Source organism: Dictyoglomus sp. DH, assembly GCF_055181375.1.
The window spans coordinates 677,965-693,430 of sequence record NZ_CM143706.1; the positions used below are offsets into that span (position 1 = coordinate 677,965).

The 15,466-nt window shown below is 28.3% G+C and carries 17 protein-coding genes; 4 read left to right on the forward strand and 13 right to left on the reverse strand.

Translation table 11 applies throughout. The features are described from left to right. Positions 1–9: 9 nt before the first annotated feature. The 8 genes from ACY3JJ_RS03255 to ACY3JJ_RS03290 all read right to left on the reverse strand — a co-directional run bounded on the left by ACY3JJ_RS03255 (position 10) and on the right by ACY3JJ_RS03290 (position 7,296). Positions 10–804: a hypothetical protein gene (locus tag ACY3JJ_RS03255; RefSeq protein ID WP_463092361.1), complete on the reverse strand. Its 795-nt coding sequence runs from the start codon at positions 802–804 to the stop codon at positions 10–12. Next, the gene (csm5, locus tag ACY3JJ_RS03260) at positions 797–1,849 is read right to left on the reverse strand and encodes a type III-A CRISPR-associated RAMP protein Csm5 (protein WP_463092362.1); all 1,053 of its coding nucleotides are present in this window, start codon (positions 1,847–1,849) and stop codon (positions 797–799) included. The genes ACY3JJ_RS03255 and csm5 overlap by 8 nt, the downstream gene beginning before the upstream one ends. A gap of 15 nt (positions 1,850–1,864) precedes the next feature. Next, a complete protein-coding gene (csm4, locus tag ACY3JJ_RS03265) occupies positions 1,865–2,890 on the reverse strand; it encodes a type III-A CRISPR-associated RAMP protein Csm4 (protein ID WP_463092363.1) in 1,026 nt (341 codons plus the stop codon). Further along, positions 2,880–3,641 (reverse strand): type III-A CRISPR-associated RAMP protein Csm3, encoded by a 762-nt coding sequence (gene csm3, locus ACY3JJ_RS03270; RefSeq protein ID WP_463092364.1) that lies wholly within the window; start codon positions 3,639–3,641, stop codon positions 2,880–2,882. Before csm3 ends, csm4 begins: the two co-directional genes overlap by 11 nt. A gap of 17 nt (positions 3,642–3,658) precedes the next feature. Continuing rightward, entirely contained in the window at positions 3,659–4,099 is a 441-nt protein-coding gene (gene csm2, locus ACY3JJ_RS03275; protein ID WP_463082600.1) for a type III-A CRISPR-associated protein Csm2, read from the reverse strand. After that, positions 4,096–6,540, reverse strand: a complete 2,445-nt coding sequence (gene cas10, locus ACY3JJ_RS03280) for a type III-A CRISPR-associated protein Cas10/Csm1 (RefSeq protein WP_463092365.1) — start codon at positions 6,538–6,540, stop codon at positions 4,096–4,098. Before cas10 ends, csm2 begins: the two co-directional genes overlap by 4 nt. A gap of 2 nt (positions 6,541–6,542) precedes the next feature. Then, positions 6,543–6,851: a CRISPR-associated ring nuclease Crn3/Csx3 gene (gene crn3, locus ACY3JJ_RS03285; protein WP_463092366.1), complete on the reverse strand. Its 309-nt coding sequence runs from the start codon at positions 6,849–6,851 to the stop codon at positions 6,543–6,545. A gap of 73 nt (positions 6,852–6,924) precedes the next feature. After that, positions 6,925–7,296, reverse strand: coding sequence for a YkvA family protein (locus ACY3JJ_RS03290; RefSeq protein WP_463092367.1), 372 nt, complete (start codon positions 7,294–7,296; stop codon positions 6,925–6,927). Between the two features lie 605 nt (positions 7,297–7,901). Between ACY3JJ_RS03290 and queD the strand changes: the two genes are divergently transcribed. The 4 genes from queD to folK are packed head-to-tail and all read left to right on the forward strand — an operon-like array spanning position 7,902 to position 10,662. Continuing rightward, positions 7,902–8,258 (forward strand): 6-carboxytetrahydropterin synthase QueD, encoded by a 357-nt coding sequence (gene queD / locus ACY3JJ_RS03295; protein WP_463092368.1) that lies wholly within the window; start codon positions 7,902–7,904, stop codon positions 8,256–8,258. Further along, positions 8,251–9,051 carry a GTP cyclohydrolase FolE2 gene (folE2, locus tag ACY3JJ_RS03300; protein WP_463092369.1) on the forward strand — a complete coding sequence of 267 codons (801 nt, stop codon included), beginning with the start codon at positions 8,251–8,253 and terminating at the stop codon, positions 9,049–9,051. The genes queD and folE2 overlap by 8 nt, the downstream gene beginning before the upstream one ends. Next, the gene (gene folP, locus ACY3JJ_RS03305) at positions 9,035–10,225 is read left to right on the forward strand and encodes a dihydropteroate synthase (RefSeq protein WP_463092370.1); all 1,191 of its coding nucleotides are present in this window, start codon (positions 9,035–9,037) and stop codon (positions 10,223–10,225) included. The genes folE2 and folP overlap by 17 nt, the downstream gene beginning before the upstream one ends. Next, on the forward strand, positions 10,207–10,662 hold the full coding sequence (folK, locus tag ACY3JJ_RS03310; protein ID WP_463092371.1) for a 2-amino-4-hydroxy-6-hydroxymethyldihydropteridine diphosphokinase: 456 nt from the start codon (positions 10,207–10,209) through the stop codon (positions 10,660–10,662). The genes folP and folK overlap by 19 nt, the downstream gene beginning before the upstream one ends. Here folK and cas2 read toward each other — a convergent pair. Genes cas2 through cas5b form a run of 5 tightly spaced genes read right to left on the reverse strand, consistent with a single transcriptional unit; the run spans position 10,657 to position 15,465 of the window. Next, on the reverse strand, positions 10,657–10,920 hold the full coding sequence (gene cas2 / locus ACY3JJ_RS03315; RefSeq protein ID WP_463092372.1) for a CRISPR-associated endonuclease Cas2: 264 nt from the start codon (positions 10,918–10,920) through the stop codon (positions 10,657–10,659). The genes folK and cas2 overlap by 6 nt on opposite strands. Next, entirely contained in the window at positions 10,921–11,916 is a 996-nt protein-coding gene (gene cas1b / locus ACY3JJ_RS03320) for a type I-B CRISPR-associated endonuclease Cas1b (protein ID WP_463092373.1), read from the reverse strand. Further along, positions 11,913–12,404, reverse strand: coding sequence for a CRISPR-associated protein Cas4 (gene cas4, locus ACY3JJ_RS03325; protein ID WP_463092374.1), 492 nt, complete (start codon positions 12,402–12,404; stop codon positions 11,913–11,915). The genes cas1b and cas4 overlap by 4 nt, the downstream gene beginning before the upstream one ends. A 3-nt stretch (positions 12,405–12,407) precedes the next feature. Next, complete coding sequence (cas3, locus tag ACY3JJ_RS03330) at positions 12,408–14,765, reverse strand: CRISPR-associated helicase Cas3' (protein ID WP_463092375.1); 2,358 nt, start codon at positions 14,763–14,765, stop codon at positions 12,408–12,410. After that, complete coding sequence (gene cas5b / locus ACY3JJ_RS03335) at positions 14,749–15,465, reverse strand: type I-B CRISPR-associated protein Cas5b (RefSeq protein WP_463092376.1); 717 nt, start codon at positions 15,463–15,465, stop codon at positions 14,749–14,751. Before cas5b ends, cas3 begins: the two co-directional genes overlap by 17 nt. Position 15,466: the final 1 nt, after the last annotated feature.

Consider the following 15,466-nt stretch of genomic DNA (forward strand, 5'->3'; position numbering starts at 1 on the left):
AGTAATTTTTTAATAGGATAGGTTCAGTAATTTTTCAATATTATTCCAATTTATTATGGTAAGAAAGGCTAATGCAAATCCCTTTTTTATGGCAGATATACATTCATTAACACAAGAAATTATTTCTTTAATGAAGTTAAATTCTTGATAAAGGTGAATGGATTCTGGGTAGTAATCTGTGTCAAAATTAAAAGGAAGTTTGTTTACATTTTTAAAATAATCTACGAAAAAAGGTGTTTTTGCTTCTTCGAAGGTTACTTCATACTCTTGTTCCTTTAGATTTACTGGAGTAAGATATACATAATAAAATTTTGGGCATTTAGCTTTATCAATATAGTTTTTGGCTTGCTGAGCTACAAGAAATCTTCTATATGCATCCACAATAACTAAAATCTGAAAATTTAGTCCTCTTGATACATCCAAAATTATTTCTCTTATTTTATCATCGGTGCTATCTTGCATTGCTAAAAAAGCAATGTCTGCGGTAATGATATGATTATTCAGTTTGAATTTTTTACTTTCATAATTTCCTTTTACAGGAACTTCAACACATTTAATATTTTCCTTAGGAACATGATATTGTAAAAGTTCTGATATTAACTTTTCTTCTTCCTCTTTATCAATTGATTCAGGTCTTAAAAGGAGAATTTTAAATTCTTCATTTTGAGAGATAAGATATTGTGTTATTGCTCCAATAGTAGAATTCCCTTTAAAGGATTTTTTGTTGGAGGTTTTATTATCATTAAAATGATAAATATATTCGTTTCCACCCTTGGGTACAAGAGCACATATTAATTTACTCATCTCTTACTAATACACACCATCCTAAGGGGTAATATTTTTCTCCTAACTTTAAAGCCCATCTTGTGGAAGGGAAAAATTTTGGTAATATATTTCTTTTTGTTGTTACTTTATCTTTCAAAACACTTTCCGGTAAAAAGTATCCTAAGGAATTAAAATAATAAGTTTTACCGAATCCTATAGGAATATAAACAACTTTATTGTTCTCCAATCTTTCTTCTATTTTTTTATAATGTTCTATAAGGTTATTAAATAGGTCCTTATTTTCTTGAGTTTTGTTTTTTAATCTTTCTAAGATTTCTATTTCCTTTTTAACTAATAATAGGGAATAATTTTGTAAAGCTTTCCAAAGGTTATCATCTTTATTCTCAAAAAATTTATTCCAAAAATTAGGAAGATTTTTATTATAGATATTAAACTTTATCTCTGTATAAAACTCTTTTGATCCTGGTATTGCTAAGATGTATTGAGAAAGTTTTTTATGGGGTAATCTTTCTATTTTATAGACTTCTAAGTCTGTAATTGGAATACTAGATGTGTCTTTTACTATTATATACTTCATTATGTCTGTAGATGGATCATATGGATCATCTCTTAAAGCCTTATCAATTTCTTTTTGGGTTATATCAAGTTGTTTTTGTTCTTTGCTTAGATTCTTAAAATAGTAAAATAGTAAAGCACTTCTTATGATTCCTTTCAAAGTACTTCCTGGAATGTATGCTTTATTTCCAGTGGTTATTGGCATATATATGCTTCTTCTCTCAAAAGGATCTATTTTGCTTTTAACTTTAAGAGTATACTTTGTTACTTGATCTATGCTAATTTTTTTGTTATTTAGAAAATCGTAGATAGTTCTTTTTTCGTTAATTATAGTATTTGAAAGCTCAACTACAAAAGATTTGGGGTCTTTTCCTTTAAATATATTTAAGAGTTTTTCCTTATCTATTATTTTTATTTCATTTTCTTGTATAACACAATCTGTTACATTGGAAAGCTCTTCACCACTTCTTATTAAAGTAGGGGTTATAGTTTTTATTTTAACCTTCATATTTAATCCCCTTCCTCATGAAAATTTCCAGCCAATAGATTTCCCATAGGAGATAACTCTCATATCTTTTATTGGCGATACATCTATATTTTCTCCTCTGTAAGGTGTCCTTACCAGGGATCCTTCTCCTATTTTGAAGTGGGTCTTTTTTCTATATCCTGTTGGTTTTTGATAATATATAAATCCATCCCTTTTTACCAAATTAAAATATATAATATTGTTTACTTCTTCCTTTCTTGGCGAGCTTAGAGATAATGTAATTTCAAGATCCCCATCATCTGGAAGATCTAATTCATCTTTTTCATAGAAGTCAAATTGTCCTTTTCCAGTACTTCTTTCCCCACCAATACCTTCCTCTATGAAAAGATTTAAGGCGGGGATAAATATTTCATTTAATGAATCATCTTTAGTTTTTAGAAAATATAGAAAAGGTTTAATTTTCTTTCCTGTAGAAGTAGTGATAGTAAAAAATTCTAGATTTTCTTGAAAATATAGTCCTTGTGTTCTTTCTTCAGATATTGTTGGAACTCTTGGTATAGAAACTTTAGGCTCCAAATTTGTTTCCATAAATATAATATTTTCATCTTTTTCCTTAAATTCTTTTAGTTCTTCGTATTCTTCTTTAGAGATTAAGAATTTTGAGTTCATAGGTTTTAAGTTTTCTATTGTCTTTAAATAGATTATTTCATTGTCTTTATCGTAATTTTTAAGTAATTCTTTTAGCCCATTCCAAGAAATCCATTGAAATCTCTTAAACTTTTTGTGATCTTTATCTTCTGCTGGTTTTATTGGTATATTGGGCATTGGTAAGAAAAGTATATCTTTTGATAGTCCTCTGAGTCCTGGAAATACCGATGAGATGATTAATTTCTCTTCAAATTCATTAAATTTATTCTCATCAAATATTTTAAATAATGAATTACTAAGAGCAGAAAAAAGGGTATCTGAGTGAATTAAATGAGAGGTTCTATCCATTCTTCTAAGCCCTATATGTAATACGATAGGTCCTTCTCTAAAAAGCTTATAAATTTCAACTCTCATTCTTTTTCACCTTCATTTGTCTTTCTAATTCTTCAATTAATTTGCTAATATCTATATCACTTAAAGATTTTATGTTTGTGTTGATAGGATGTTTTTTATTATCTCCAATATAAGAGTTAACATTTTTTACATAAAAATTAAGGTTTTCAAATTTTATTTGTCCATAACCTCTTGTTCCGCTTCCGCCAAGGTAATCGTCCTCTAATAATCTTAAACCTTCAATAAAGGTAGTAGTTAACTCTTTTATGTTGTCTTTTTCGTAAAAACTTATTGCACTTGAGAATTTAAATCTTGCTCCTGCGGGAACTCTCTCCATAGTTCTTGGATGTAAAGCTGTACCCCTTATTCTATCTATAATATTTTCAGTTTTTTCTTCTGTATACTCACCCTCTAATATCTCTCCAAATTCCTTTCTAAAATGTTCTTCATCTAAGAAGGAATCTCTGACAATTAAACGGGTTAAGGTTTTATTTCTTGCTGAGTGAGAACCAAAAAGATTGCAAATTACACAATTTTCTTTACCACAACCGCATGGATCGCCATTCTCTAAATTTAGATGTTTTCTTTCAAGAAGACATCTAATTTTACCTTTTAGAGAAGAACCAGGTATGTAAGGAACACCTTTGACTGTTTTGATTACAGGGTTATCAAGTCCACCAATTTCTCCTGTTTCTTTAGATCCACCTATATGTAAGCCTGTAACTAAGGTTATCTCACCTTCTATAAATAATTTACCTATGAATTTATTCATTATTCTCCCCCCTTAAATTAATCTTTACCATAGAATTTCTGGTATGCTACAAGGGTTTCCATAAATTTTTGAATATTTTTAACATGGGTTTTGTCATCTGTAGCCTGCATTATTGGTTCTTTTAATAGTATATAGATCTCACCTAGAGCCTCTTTTTTGGATTTACTATCTTCTCTTCCTACTAAGTAGGCTAAATAAGGTAGAGCCATTACAAGATCTGTAACAGACTTGGCTTTTTTAATAATTTCAAAGATTTTTCTTAACTTTGATGATGTGATATTAGAGGCTCTTTCTTGCATATAATCTTGTATTTGTTTATTGAATTTTTTAAATTCTTCTAATTCCAAGTTATCGAAGTTTAAAATTTTGTTTGAAAAACTTTGCTCTAATTTTTTTGTTACGTTTTCTTTCCATATAGATTCAAGAGATTTATTCTCTTTTATTGGATTGTTATTCATTGTTCACGCCCCCTTCTTGTTTTCATTTTGGCTATTTTAGTAGCAACTATTATTAATCTTGGATTTCTTATCTTTTCTTCCCCCCTTTCAAAGAGATTAGTGAGAAGAATCTTAGATAAGTTCTCTGCTAAATCTTTATAATCTCTTAAATAATACATAAATCTCCATATTGCAGGAGGGCTTATCTTACCTTTTAAGCTTGCTTCGAGAAGAGGATTAAAGCCTTTTATAGATCTTTGAATTTTTGAAATAACAGCTCTTGAGTATTTTTCTTTACTCATTTTTAAAATTCCTTCTGTTAATTTTTCAGAAATTTTCAAGGCTTCTTCAAATTCCCTATAGGTTAATATGTCTTCCTCTATACATATCTTTCCTTTTTGAGGCTTTTCTTCTTCAGGATATTTAAAACTTTTAGCCTTTTCTAAACCTTCTTCTATTAACGATGCTCCTCTTATTATGGGGAAATTATCTGGCAAGTAGTATATACTTCCTGATATTGTGAATACATTTTTAGAACCTGTATATTCTTTGTATTTTGAGTGTATTTTTAATGCAAGTTCATTTATTTCATCATATGTACCAATAATGAATAGATCATCTCCTCCTATAAATACTGGATATATGTATCCTTTTTTGTCCTTTTCTGATGTCTGATTTTCTTTTTGTTTTTGACATTCTTTTATTAAATTGAGTACTTCTTTTTCAAAAAATAATTCTATCCTTCTACTCAATATACCATATCTTGTTAGGGAGATAGTTGTTTCTTTGTTCTTGATTCGTTCTTTTTCTTTTTCAGAAAGTTCTTTGAATATAGAGCCCATGTTGTCTGCATCCATTTTTAAGTAGGCAAGTTTTTTATCACCATATTCCTCACTATCTATCTTTTTTATGTTACTTTTTGCTATTTTTTCAAAGTCAGTAATTTCTATTCGATAACTACCTAAAAGAAATCCATGAGGAATGAAATTTTTGTCTACAGATATGTCTTCAAGTTTATATATTCTTGTGTTTTTAGATTTAAAAGGATCTTTGGAAAAAGATAAAGAATAGCCAAGTGTTTCAAAAAAATCAAATACTGATTCAGGATAGTTTTTATTTATTTCTATTTTTTCTTCTATGAGATATTCTGATTCTATGGCTTTATTGGCTAACTCTATAAAAGATTTACATGTGCTACACCATCTTTCTTGTGGACTTGCATCTTCTATTTTTCTTTTACCGCATACTGTACAGTGTTCTCTTTCTTTAATATCTTCGTTTTTGGGACTGATGATTAGATCATAAAAATTTTCAATTTCTTTAAATCTACTCTTTTTTCTTATCTCTAATTTATCTTTAAGTTCTCTTTTTTTCTCAATAAAGTTAAATAAGTCGTTTATAGAAAGGTAACTCCATTCAATACCAAGATATAAGTCTTCTTCAATAAGTTTCCACAAATTTTCTATAATAAAAGATCTAAGTTTTTTTAAGATATCTTCAGGAATGTATGATAATAAAAGTTCAAAATTACCTCCTCCAATGTATATAGCATTTACCTGAGAAAATCCTGTATTTTCAAGAATGTATTTTGCCGAATATCTTGTTAATAGATCTAAAAATATGGATTTTCCTTTTAACATTCTGCCAGCCCTTTCTGAAGAGACGTTAAAAAGGAAACTTTGGATTCCAGAAAGGTCTCCGTTTATAAAAGTAAATAATTTTTTATCAAATATATTGTCTTGAGTATTATCTCTTTTTTGTGATTGCAGTCCTTTTTTTATTTTTTCTAAATCTTCTCTTGTTAATATTCCATTTGTATAATTTTTGTATAAAATGTGAGAAAGAGCTGTTGTAATTCTGGAATGATCATATATGGATATATCAGGTTCAAAACCTACAGTTTGAGCAGGTACATTGGAGAAGTAATATTCATAAAGAAGTAAAAGTTGTTCAAAATCTTCCACATATTTGAGTTTATTTAGAAATTCATTAAAGAGTTTGTCATATTCATATGGATCTATTTTTACTTCTTTTTTAGGGAATATATTTTCTAAAGTTGTTAACGGGTAAAAAAGATCATCAGCATTTTCGTCTATTCTTTTGAAGGGGGCTGATAATGGTATATTTGTGTACTCTCCTTTTTGTTCTTCTTTTTCCTCTCTTTCTGAAGAAGAAAGCCAATCTGCAATTTGTACTATAAGTCCGTATTCATTAGTAGGATTATGATGATTTAAAACTATATCTTCTACTTCTTCTGTTAGGTTTTCAACTAAAAACTTGGGAAAATTTTTGTCTGAATTTTCTCTTATGACTCTTACTAATAAGGCAGAATATCTTGGGTGTCCATAAGAAATTTTCTGAAATTCTGGGGGTAATTCTTGTTTTTCAAATTTTTTAGTCCTTTCTAAGACTTTTCCTATATCGTGAAATAAAGAGGAAAGCAGAATTTTTTTATCATCCAAGTTTATCCCTCCCCATCAATATAGATATCTAAAACATCCCCCACTTTTATTGAAGGTACGTGAGTTTCTATAACAACAGCCCCTAATCTTGGATCGTATACAGCAATAAATGGAGTAGAGTGATAATAATGAATTAAAAAGCCATAAAGCCATATAGGACCTCTTCCACTTATTATTAAACCTTTTCTTGAATTAATTTTGGGAGGAGCAATTTCTCTAAGTATTGACGGTTCTATATTCTCACTGAGGGTAAAAGAGAGAATTGTAAATTCTTTATCTTCTTTGGTTTTTATAATTACTCTTTCCCCCATGTTTTTATTTTAACATATTTTTATTCATTAATGACAAATATTTACAAAAATCTTATTGATTTTTATGTTAATTTTACTTCCATTTTTGAAATATCTTTTTGATTATTATTAAAAAGATTACACTCCATAGAAATATAATTGGAATACTAAAATACCATTTCTTTTTTAAGCGGAGATTTTCTTTTTTTTCTATGTCTTTTTCACATTCTTCTATTATATTTTTAGGAATTACCTTTATAGTTAGAGAAATTAATAAGGGAAGAATAACTAAATCATCTAAATAGCCTATTATAGGAATAAAATCAGGAATAAAATCTATAGGAGAGAGAGCATAAGTAATAGTAATTAGTGCAAATAGTTTAGCTATAAAAGGAGTGTCTTTTCTTTTTAGGGCTAAGAATATCGCTGGAACTTTTTTCTTTAAATATTTAGCTTTATCTTTCATTTTATGTACAATAGCCCATTTTCAATCCCTTATAGGTACGCTACAAACTCGGATGCGGAGCAAAAGGAGATGTCATTACCTTCATGTTTCAATCCCTTATAGGTACGCTACAAACATGCAGATGTCGCAAGATTTTGCAGTATAGAGTGTTGTTTCAATCCCTTATAGGTACGCTACAATTTTGTTGGTAGTATAGCATGAGAAAAATTAGATGTAAATAGGTTTTGATGTGAAAATTTATATTTCTGTCGATCCCCCAGGGTTTTGGGGTTATCGGGGGTAGACTGTGAAAATAGTTTTTAAGAATAAGCTAAAATATTTTCTAATGAAGTAAAGAACTATTTTGGAAAATATTTGAGATAAAAAATCATTAAGAAATTAATAAGAATCAAGTTGTGCAATAAAAGAAGGTTATCCTTAATTATTACATTTTCTGTCAATCTCAAAAAAATATGAATAAGCCTAATTTGATTGAGATTTTTATGTAACAAAAATTTAGACTTACGATGATATAGAGAAGTTATAAATTTTTGACTTAAATGGTATAATCTATAGAGATTTATTAAGAGGTTTATATAAATCAAGTAAGGAGTAAGGTAAAAAAAATGTTTCTAATTAAAAAATTTAAATTTGATGCGGCTCATAATTTAGTAAGCTATAAAGGAAAGTGTGAGAGATTACATGGACATACTTATGAATTAGTAATAGTTTTGGAAGGTAAGCCTGATGAGGAAGGTATGATTATGGACTTTGTAGAATTAAAGGATATCGTGAAAAAGGAAATTATTGATGTACTGGATCATAGTTATATAAATGATATAATCTCACAACCTACAGCTGAGAATATAGCTATATGGGTTTGGAATAAATTAGAAGGCATATTAAGAAGTAAAAATTTTTCTCTTTATGAAGTACAAATATGGGAAACATCAGATAGTGGAGTGATATATAGAGGTGGATAATTTAAAAGATGTACAAAATGAAAAAGATGAGAGAGGTATATCCCTGAAAAAAGTAGGGATTAAGAATTTTTATTATCCTATAAAGGTTTTTGATCAAAGGAGAGGACACCAATATACGATAGCAAAAATAGATCTTTCTGTGGATCTTAGACACGATTTAAGAGGTACACATATGAGTAGGTTTGTAGAAGTGTTGAATGAAATTGATGTAATTAGACCTGAAAATTTAGAAAGAATTTTGCAGAAGGTTAAGACAAAGTTAAAAGCAGAAAGTAGCCATATAAAACTTACTTTCCCTTATTTTATATGGAAAAAAGCTCCAATTTCGCAAATGGAGTCTCCTAATAAAATAGAATGTATAATTGAGGCTGAACTATTTAAAGATTTGGAAATGATTGTAGGGGTAAAAGTTCCTATTCATACTCTTTGTCCCTGTTCTAAGGAGATAAGCGAATTTGGAGCTCATAATCAAAGAGCTATAGCAAATATAGAAGTTAAGTCGAAAAAACTTATTTGGTTTGAGGATTTAGTTGAAATAGCAGAGAGTTCTGCAAGTGCCCCGATTTATTCTCTTTTAAAACGTCCAGATGAAAAATATATTACAGAAATGGCATATGATAATCCAAAATTTGTAGAAGATGTAGTAAGAGATATAGTTTTTATTTTGGATAAGGATAAAAGAATAGAGTGGTATAGGGTGGAAGTAATAAGTTTTGAAAGTATTCATAATCATGAAGCTTTTGCATGTGTAGAGAAGGGGTGGCTAAAGAATGATAATGGAGTTAACACTTGATTTTTTAATTAAAGAGATGGAAAAAGTAGGAGCTCATTTTGATTCTTTTTCAATTTTTCTAAGAAAAAGTAGAATTATTCCATTAAAGATTTTTGACATTACTTCTCCTACTGCCAATATTTTGAAGCAGGAGATGCTTTCTATTGGAGGAGATGTTGTAGTTCATAAAAATGTTATTAATTGTGGAATAAATAAAAATGATGTAATTCTTCTTGGGACAAAAAAACATTATGATATTCTTATTAAAAAATTGGAAAATATCAATTATTTTGATATTTCTAAGGTTTATAATCTTTTAAAGAACTTTTTTGAGAAGGATAAAGTATCTTATATTGAATCTCCTTGGAAGAGAAAAATAATTTTTGATAGAACTTTAATAATGGGAATAATAAATGTGACCCCAGATTCTTTTTATGCCAATTCTCGTAAGATAAATTTAGAAGAGATTTTAAATACTGCTAAATATATGATAGAAAACAAGGTAGATATTATTGATATAGGGGGGCAATCAACAAGACCTGGATCTGATCCTGTAGATGAAGAGGAAGAAATTAATAGGGTTATTCCTGCTGTAAAGATAATTAGGGAAAATTTTTCAAATATTTTTATTTCAGTGGATACTTATAGAGCCAGCGTAGCTAAAAAGGCAATAGAATTAGGAGCAGATATGATAAATGATATCAGTGGGTTTAGATTTGACGATAATCTTGTCAAAGTTATTTCTGAATATAAAATTCCTTATGTTTTAATGCACATGAAAGGTACACCTAAGGATATGCAAATAAATCCATATTATGATGATGTAATTAAAGAAATATATGAGTTTTTCTTAGAAAGATTAAATTATGCAGAGGGATATAGGGTTGATTTGGATAAGGTAATTATTGATCCGGGTATAGGCTTTGGAAAGAGATATGAGGATAATTTAGAAATATTAGCCAGAATAACTGAATTTAAAAGTTTGAAAAAACCTATTTTAATAGGAGCTTCAAGAAAAAGTTTTATAGGAAAAGCTTTAGGAGATATTCCTCCTGAGGAAAGATTAGAGGGTACTCTTGGAGTTACAGCTCTTTGTGCACTTAAGGATGTTGATATTGTTAGAGTTCACGATGTAAAGGAAAATAAGAGAGTAATTGATGTTATAGAGGCTATAAAATGCATAAGGTCTTCATAGCATTAGGGAGTAATTTAGGTGATAAAAGAAAAAATATAGAAATAGCTATAGAAAAGATTAAAGAAATAGGAATTAATATTTTAAAAATGTCTTCTATAATAGAAACAGAACCTTATGGATATAAAGATCAGGACAGTTTTTTAAATGCTGTTTGTTTGGTAGAGACAGATCTTGATCCATTTTCCTTATTAAAAGTTCTACTAAAAATTGAAGAAGAGATGGGAAGAAAAAGGATTTTTAAATGGGGTCCGAGAAATATTGATTTGGATATTATATTTTATGATGATTTAATAATTGAAACGGAAGAATTAATAATACCTCATCCTGATGCCCATAATAGGATCTTTGTTATGGGACCTATCTCTGAGCTTGAGCCAGACTTTATACATCCAGTTTTAAAAAGAAAAGTGCTAGATATATATAAAAGTCTTTTATAGTATCTGCTCTCTTTTATTTTTCTCTATTCCTATTATCTGTCTTTCCGAATATTTTGTGGTTCTCATAATGTAGAAAATAACAGAATCTTCTTCCTCATCTATTATTAATTCTATTTCTCTTTTTAGTCTTTCAAATTTTGCTTCTGTGATTTCTCCTTCAAGAACAGAATTTTGTATCCATTCTAAATACTTTCTTGCTGTATTTAGTACTTTATTAACTCTTTTCTGATTTACATCATAAACCATTATTATATACATTTACCAAGGAGATATGTAAGGAGAATATTTTTCTTCTCCTAATAAATGTTTCTCAAGTTTATAGAGTTCTAATCTTATTAATCTTCTGTAAGAGATTTTTCCTAAATCTTTATATTGAATAGTAGTTTTCATTTTTTCTTCAAAGTTTTGCACAAAGAGTTTCATGCCTTTTTCTTTAAGGTATACACCTTCCAATTTTTCCTCAAAATCTTTAGGTGTTATCTCTTTTTTATTTACCATAGAAAAGATAATTCTATCCACAATTATTGGTTTAAATATCTCTGCTATATCTAAATTAAGGGAAAATCTTCTGAAGTTTGTAGTATGTAGATATCCTATTCTTGGATCTAAATGAGTCTTATATATTTCAGAGAGAATTGCTGTATAGAGTAGGGAATTACCAAAACTTATAAGGGCGTTCATATAATTAGAAGGTGGTCTTTTGGTCCTTTCCTCAATGAAGAAATCCTTATTTTCTGTAATATCATTGAAACAAGAATAATAAATATCTCTTATGTTACCTTCTATTCCCATGATTTCATCTACTTTTTTACAACCTTCAATACCTTCAGCCAAATCTTCAATGGATTGTATTTTAGATTTTAATAAATCCTTACCTCTATTTGTATAATAGTTTAAAACCTTTTTTATATTATCAATAGCTCCTTTTACAAAACATTTTGCTAATTCTAATCTTTTTTCAGAATCCAAATAGTATTCTGCCTGTTTTAGGATCATATAACCTGAGTTATAATGCTCTCTTGGATAAAAGCTTCCCACATAATATTCATAGTAATTGTAAAAATGAAGGATTATTTCTTTTTGAGATAAATATTCTAAAATTTCTTTGTTTAAAGTTACTTCACCAAATATATGTAAGTCTCTCACATTTTCTATTGGTAAATATTTTTTCTGACCATCAGAAGTTTCGAAGTATATAGTATTGTGCTTCCTTTTTAATTCTCCACTGGTAAAGATATATATACTTTCACTCATGACCAGCAAAACTCCTTATATGCACAGAGTTTGCAATGAGGAATTTTTTGGGGTAACGGGGGTTTTCCCTTATATATGACAATCTCGATCCTTTTAATAGTGTCCTCAATTTTCTCTTCCAATTCTTTGTCTAATACTACTCTAACTCTTCTTTTTTCTTTGGGAAATATAAGTAATCCATCAGCTTTTATGCCATAGTTATTTTTAAGGGAATATAGGTAAAAAGCGAGTTGAATTTTGGCGACTTCTTGCACTTTTGAACTCTTTTTTATCTCTCCTACAATTAATGTTTTATTTTCAGTTTTTATAAGATCTATAATCATGTTTTCTAAGCTTATCTTTTTCTTTTCTTCTGTAAAACTTTGTTCATCAATTAATCTGCCAAGCTCTAAGTATGGATGGTCTTGGTCTGGAGTTATTTGATGAGCCATAAGCCATGCTTGTCTTTCGCATATTAAGAAACTCTCAATTAAACTTCCTGTAATCATATTTCACCAGAGTAAAAGACCACTTTTAGTTTTGTATCCTGTTTCTTTGTCATAGAAATCTTCTAAATTATCCTTAGATATATATCCAAAGCCATATTCAATAACTGGTATGTTTTCTGCTCTTGCAGGGATTGATATTACATATTTATAGAAATTACTTTTTATTTTTAGGAATTCTATTCTTCTTTCATAAATATCTTTTATTTCTTTAAGTTTTATATATTGATTCCATAGATTTTCTGCTTCTTCATTTAATTCTATAAATACGTCAATCTTGGGTTGATCTTCTTCAATAAGTTTGAAATCCTCAATACCTATGTATTTATCATTTTCATTTTCTGTATATCCTGAATATCTTAATGAATATATTGCATCTAAGAAGTTTTTAGATATGTCTTTGGCCTTTCTTTCATTAATCTCATAAAAATAATTTTGTATATAGTTAAGAAATTTTATTTCTTCTATTTTTTCATCTTTTTTAAGTATACTGTTAGTAACGTCCAAAAGAATTTTGTCATATATGTATGAAGCATATCTTCTTGTATTTTCATCTTGTAATGAATATAGATATACCTCTCCTATATCTTTTAGCCAGTTTCTATTACATCTTCCTGCTGATTGGTTTATAGAATCCAAGGGTGCAATATCTCTATAAACAATATCTAAATCAATATCAACGCCTGCTTCTACTAATTGAGTTGTAACCACTATTCTTTTTTCTCCTTTTTTTATACTCTCAATTCTTTCTAAACGATCCTTTGGTATTATGTGGCTTGAAAGAAAAACTATATCTTCCTTAGTTTTTTCTTTTAAAAGACTGTAAAATTTTTGGGCTGAGTTTATTGTATTAAAGATAAACATGTAAGATTTATTAGGTTTAAGTTCAATGTTTTCAATGAATTCCTCTAATAAAAGAGATTCATTAATACGAGGAATTAATATTGTACGATTTAATTTTGTAAAGTAGTGCTCAGCGTTTATTAAGTTAAAGGTTTCGTCGTTTTTAAATATAAGGGGTTGAGTTGCTGTAGAGAAAATAATATAGGTATTAAATTTTTCTACAAGTTCTTTAAATATTTCCCTTAAAAGGTACCAGTATTTAATAGGAATAGATTGTACTTCATCTAATATGATAATACTTCCGAATATTCTGTGTAATTTTCTTAGATTTGAATTTTTATTTGATATTAATGTATGAAAGAGTTGTACAAATGTGGTTATTATTATTTCTGAATTCCAGCCTTCTATTAATATTTTTGCGTGGTCAGGCTCTATTTCATTATCATTGTATTTATAATGGATTTCCGAAAGGTGATGATGTTTTAATATTATTGTAGAATCTATGTTCCCAAAATATTTTATTAGGACTTTTTCGAGTACACTTGCATTTTGCTCTATAATACTTAGGAAAGGTAATGAGTATATAATTCTTGGGATATATCCTTTCTTTTTTCTTATTTCTTCTCTTAGCTTGAAGGCAAAAGCAAAAGAAATGAAGGTCTTTCCAAGACCTGTTGGGAGAGTTAGAGAATAAATTTTCTGATCAAGATCAATCTTTTTGTTTATTACTTCTTGATATGCTTTTTCTCGAAGCTCATTTATAGATTTTCTATCAGTTTTTAAATCTTTTTTATAATAATCTACTACCATATATGGGATATCTAATGGGTTTCTTTCTGGTTTTCCTATAGTTACTTCACTTTTGTCCGCATCTATTAAGAGGGAGAAGAGTAGGTTATTTAATAAGTAGTATTCTGTAGAATTTTCGTGTTTAAGATTTTTGATTTTTATTCTTTTAATCTTTATATCTTTTGATACTGCTTCTACGATATCTTTAAGTTTATCTTTTGTGATTTCACTAAATAAAGCTTCATCTATATTTTTTATCAATATATTAAATTTTTCTTCATCTATACTTTCAATTTGTCTATAGAGCAATTCTTTATCTTCTTCAGAAATATCAATTTCTATAAGTATATCTAAAAAATTTCCATGATGTCTTTTAACATTTATATAAGAGAAAATGGGAAGTATCATTTTGATATTATCCGAAATATTTTCTTTTTCAAAAACTTTCTTAGTGATGTAATAAGCAATGATGGAGGAGAGGAGAGAGTGCCTTGTTTCTTTACTTCCCTCTTCCTCTCCAGAAAGTAGATATTCTTGGAAAAATTCTGTGGCTTTTCCTATATCATGAGATAGAGTATTTATTTTAATTAATTTTTGTAATTGCTCTTTGGATAATATGAAGTTTTCAACAGGTATATCATCTAAAAAGTTAATGGCAAGATCTGTAGTATTTTTCAAATGTACTTCTAAATATTTATTTGGATGGGAAAATAAATTAGAGAAATATGACATTTGTTCCATCGTCTCCCTGAAAAAATTTATCTACTTTAACTTTGATGGGTTTTCCTTGGCTTTCAAAGATGATATCTTCGTATCTTTCTACTATTCTATTACTATTCATTATTAATGGAATTCTTTCTTTAAAATAGCTTTTTCCTTCCTCAAAAATTATCTTGTTTTCTAATATTTGGGATATAGGGATTATTGTGGATACATAAATTTCATTATTTTCTTTCTCTGTAAAGTTTTTTATTCCAATAAACTGAAAATCTCCTAAAAGTTCTGAAAGGCCTAAGGAGAATGTGTAATAACTTCGATGGTTTTTAATATTTTCCACAAGTTTATTAAATAATTCTTCATTCTTATGGTAAAAATATATTCTATATCTTGGATTTTTAATAAACTCTGTTTTTACCTGGGTTCTTGCATCATGGTTTTTCTTTTTGACTGGTATCCAAATGTTTCCTTTTGTGTTTATCAAATTTAAGCCTAATCTTATCTTTTTAATGGGATTTACAATTTGTAATGCTATTTTGCAATTATTAAAGGAAAATGTTTCTAAATATTCTTTTCTATCTATTCCTAAAATAGCTCCAAGCATACCGAATATGGTAGGAGGTGGAGGAAAAGGAAAGGAAAGGGGAGATGATGTGGTATAGAATTTTCTAAAATGGGCAAATTCTCCAAAAATATCAAAAACCAAGACTTTCATT

Coding starts and splice junctions, on each gene's coding strand:
- cas3 (WP_463092375.1), bottom strand. CDS start 14,765: ATGTCATATTTCTCTAATTTATTTTCCCATCCAAATAAATATTTAGAA.
- cas4 (WP_463092374.1), bottom strand. CDS start 12,404: ATGATTACAGGAAGTTTAATTGAGAGTTTCTTAATATGCGAAAGACAA.
- cas5b (WP_463092376.1), bottom strand. CDS start 15,465: ATGAAAGTCTTGGTTTTTGATATTTTTGGAGAATTTGCCCATTTTAGA.
- csm2 (WP_463082600.1), bottom strand. CDS start 4,099: ATGAATAACAATCCAATAAAAGAGAATAAATCTCTTGAATCTATATGG.
- ACY3JJ_RS03255 (WP_463092361.1), bottom strand. CDS start 804: ATGAGTAAATTAATATGTGCTCTTGTACCCAAGGGTGGAAACGAATAT.
- folP (WP_463092370.1), top strand. CDS start 9,035: ATGGAGTTAACACTTGATTTTTTAATTAAAGAGATGGAAAAAGTAGGA.
- cas2 (WP_463092372.1), bottom strand. CDS start 10,920: ATGTATATAATAATGGTTTATGATGTAAATCAGAAAAGAGTTAATAAA.
- csm5 (WP_463092362.1), bottom strand. CDS start 1,849: ATGAAGGTTAAAATAAAAACTATAACCCCTACTTTAATAAGAAGTGGT.
- folK (WP_463092371.1), top strand. CDS start 10,207: ATGCATAAGGTCTTCATAGCATTAGGGAGTAATTTAGGTGATAAAAGA.
- queD (WP_463092368.1), top strand. CDS start 7,902: ATGTTTCTAATTAAAAAATTTAAATTTGATGCGGCTCATAATTTAGTA.
- crn3 (WP_463092366.1), bottom strand. CDS start 6,851: ATGGGGGAAAGAGTAATTATAAAAACCAAAGAAGATAAAGAATTTACA.
- ACY3JJ_RS03290 (WP_463092367.1), bottom strand. CDS start 7,296: ATGAAAGATAAAGCTAAATATTTAAAGAAAAAAGTTCCAGCGATATTC.
- csm3 (WP_463092364.1), bottom strand. CDS start 3,641: ATGAATAAATTCATAGGTAAATTATTTATAGAAGGTGAGATAACCTTA.
- csm4 (WP_463092363.1), bottom strand. CDS start 2,890: ATGAGAGTTGAAATTTATAAGCTTTTTAGAGAAGGACCTATCGTATTA.
- cas1b (WP_463092373.1), bottom strand. CDS start 11,916: ATGAGTGAAAGTATATATATCTTTACCAGTGGAGAATTAAAAAGGAAG.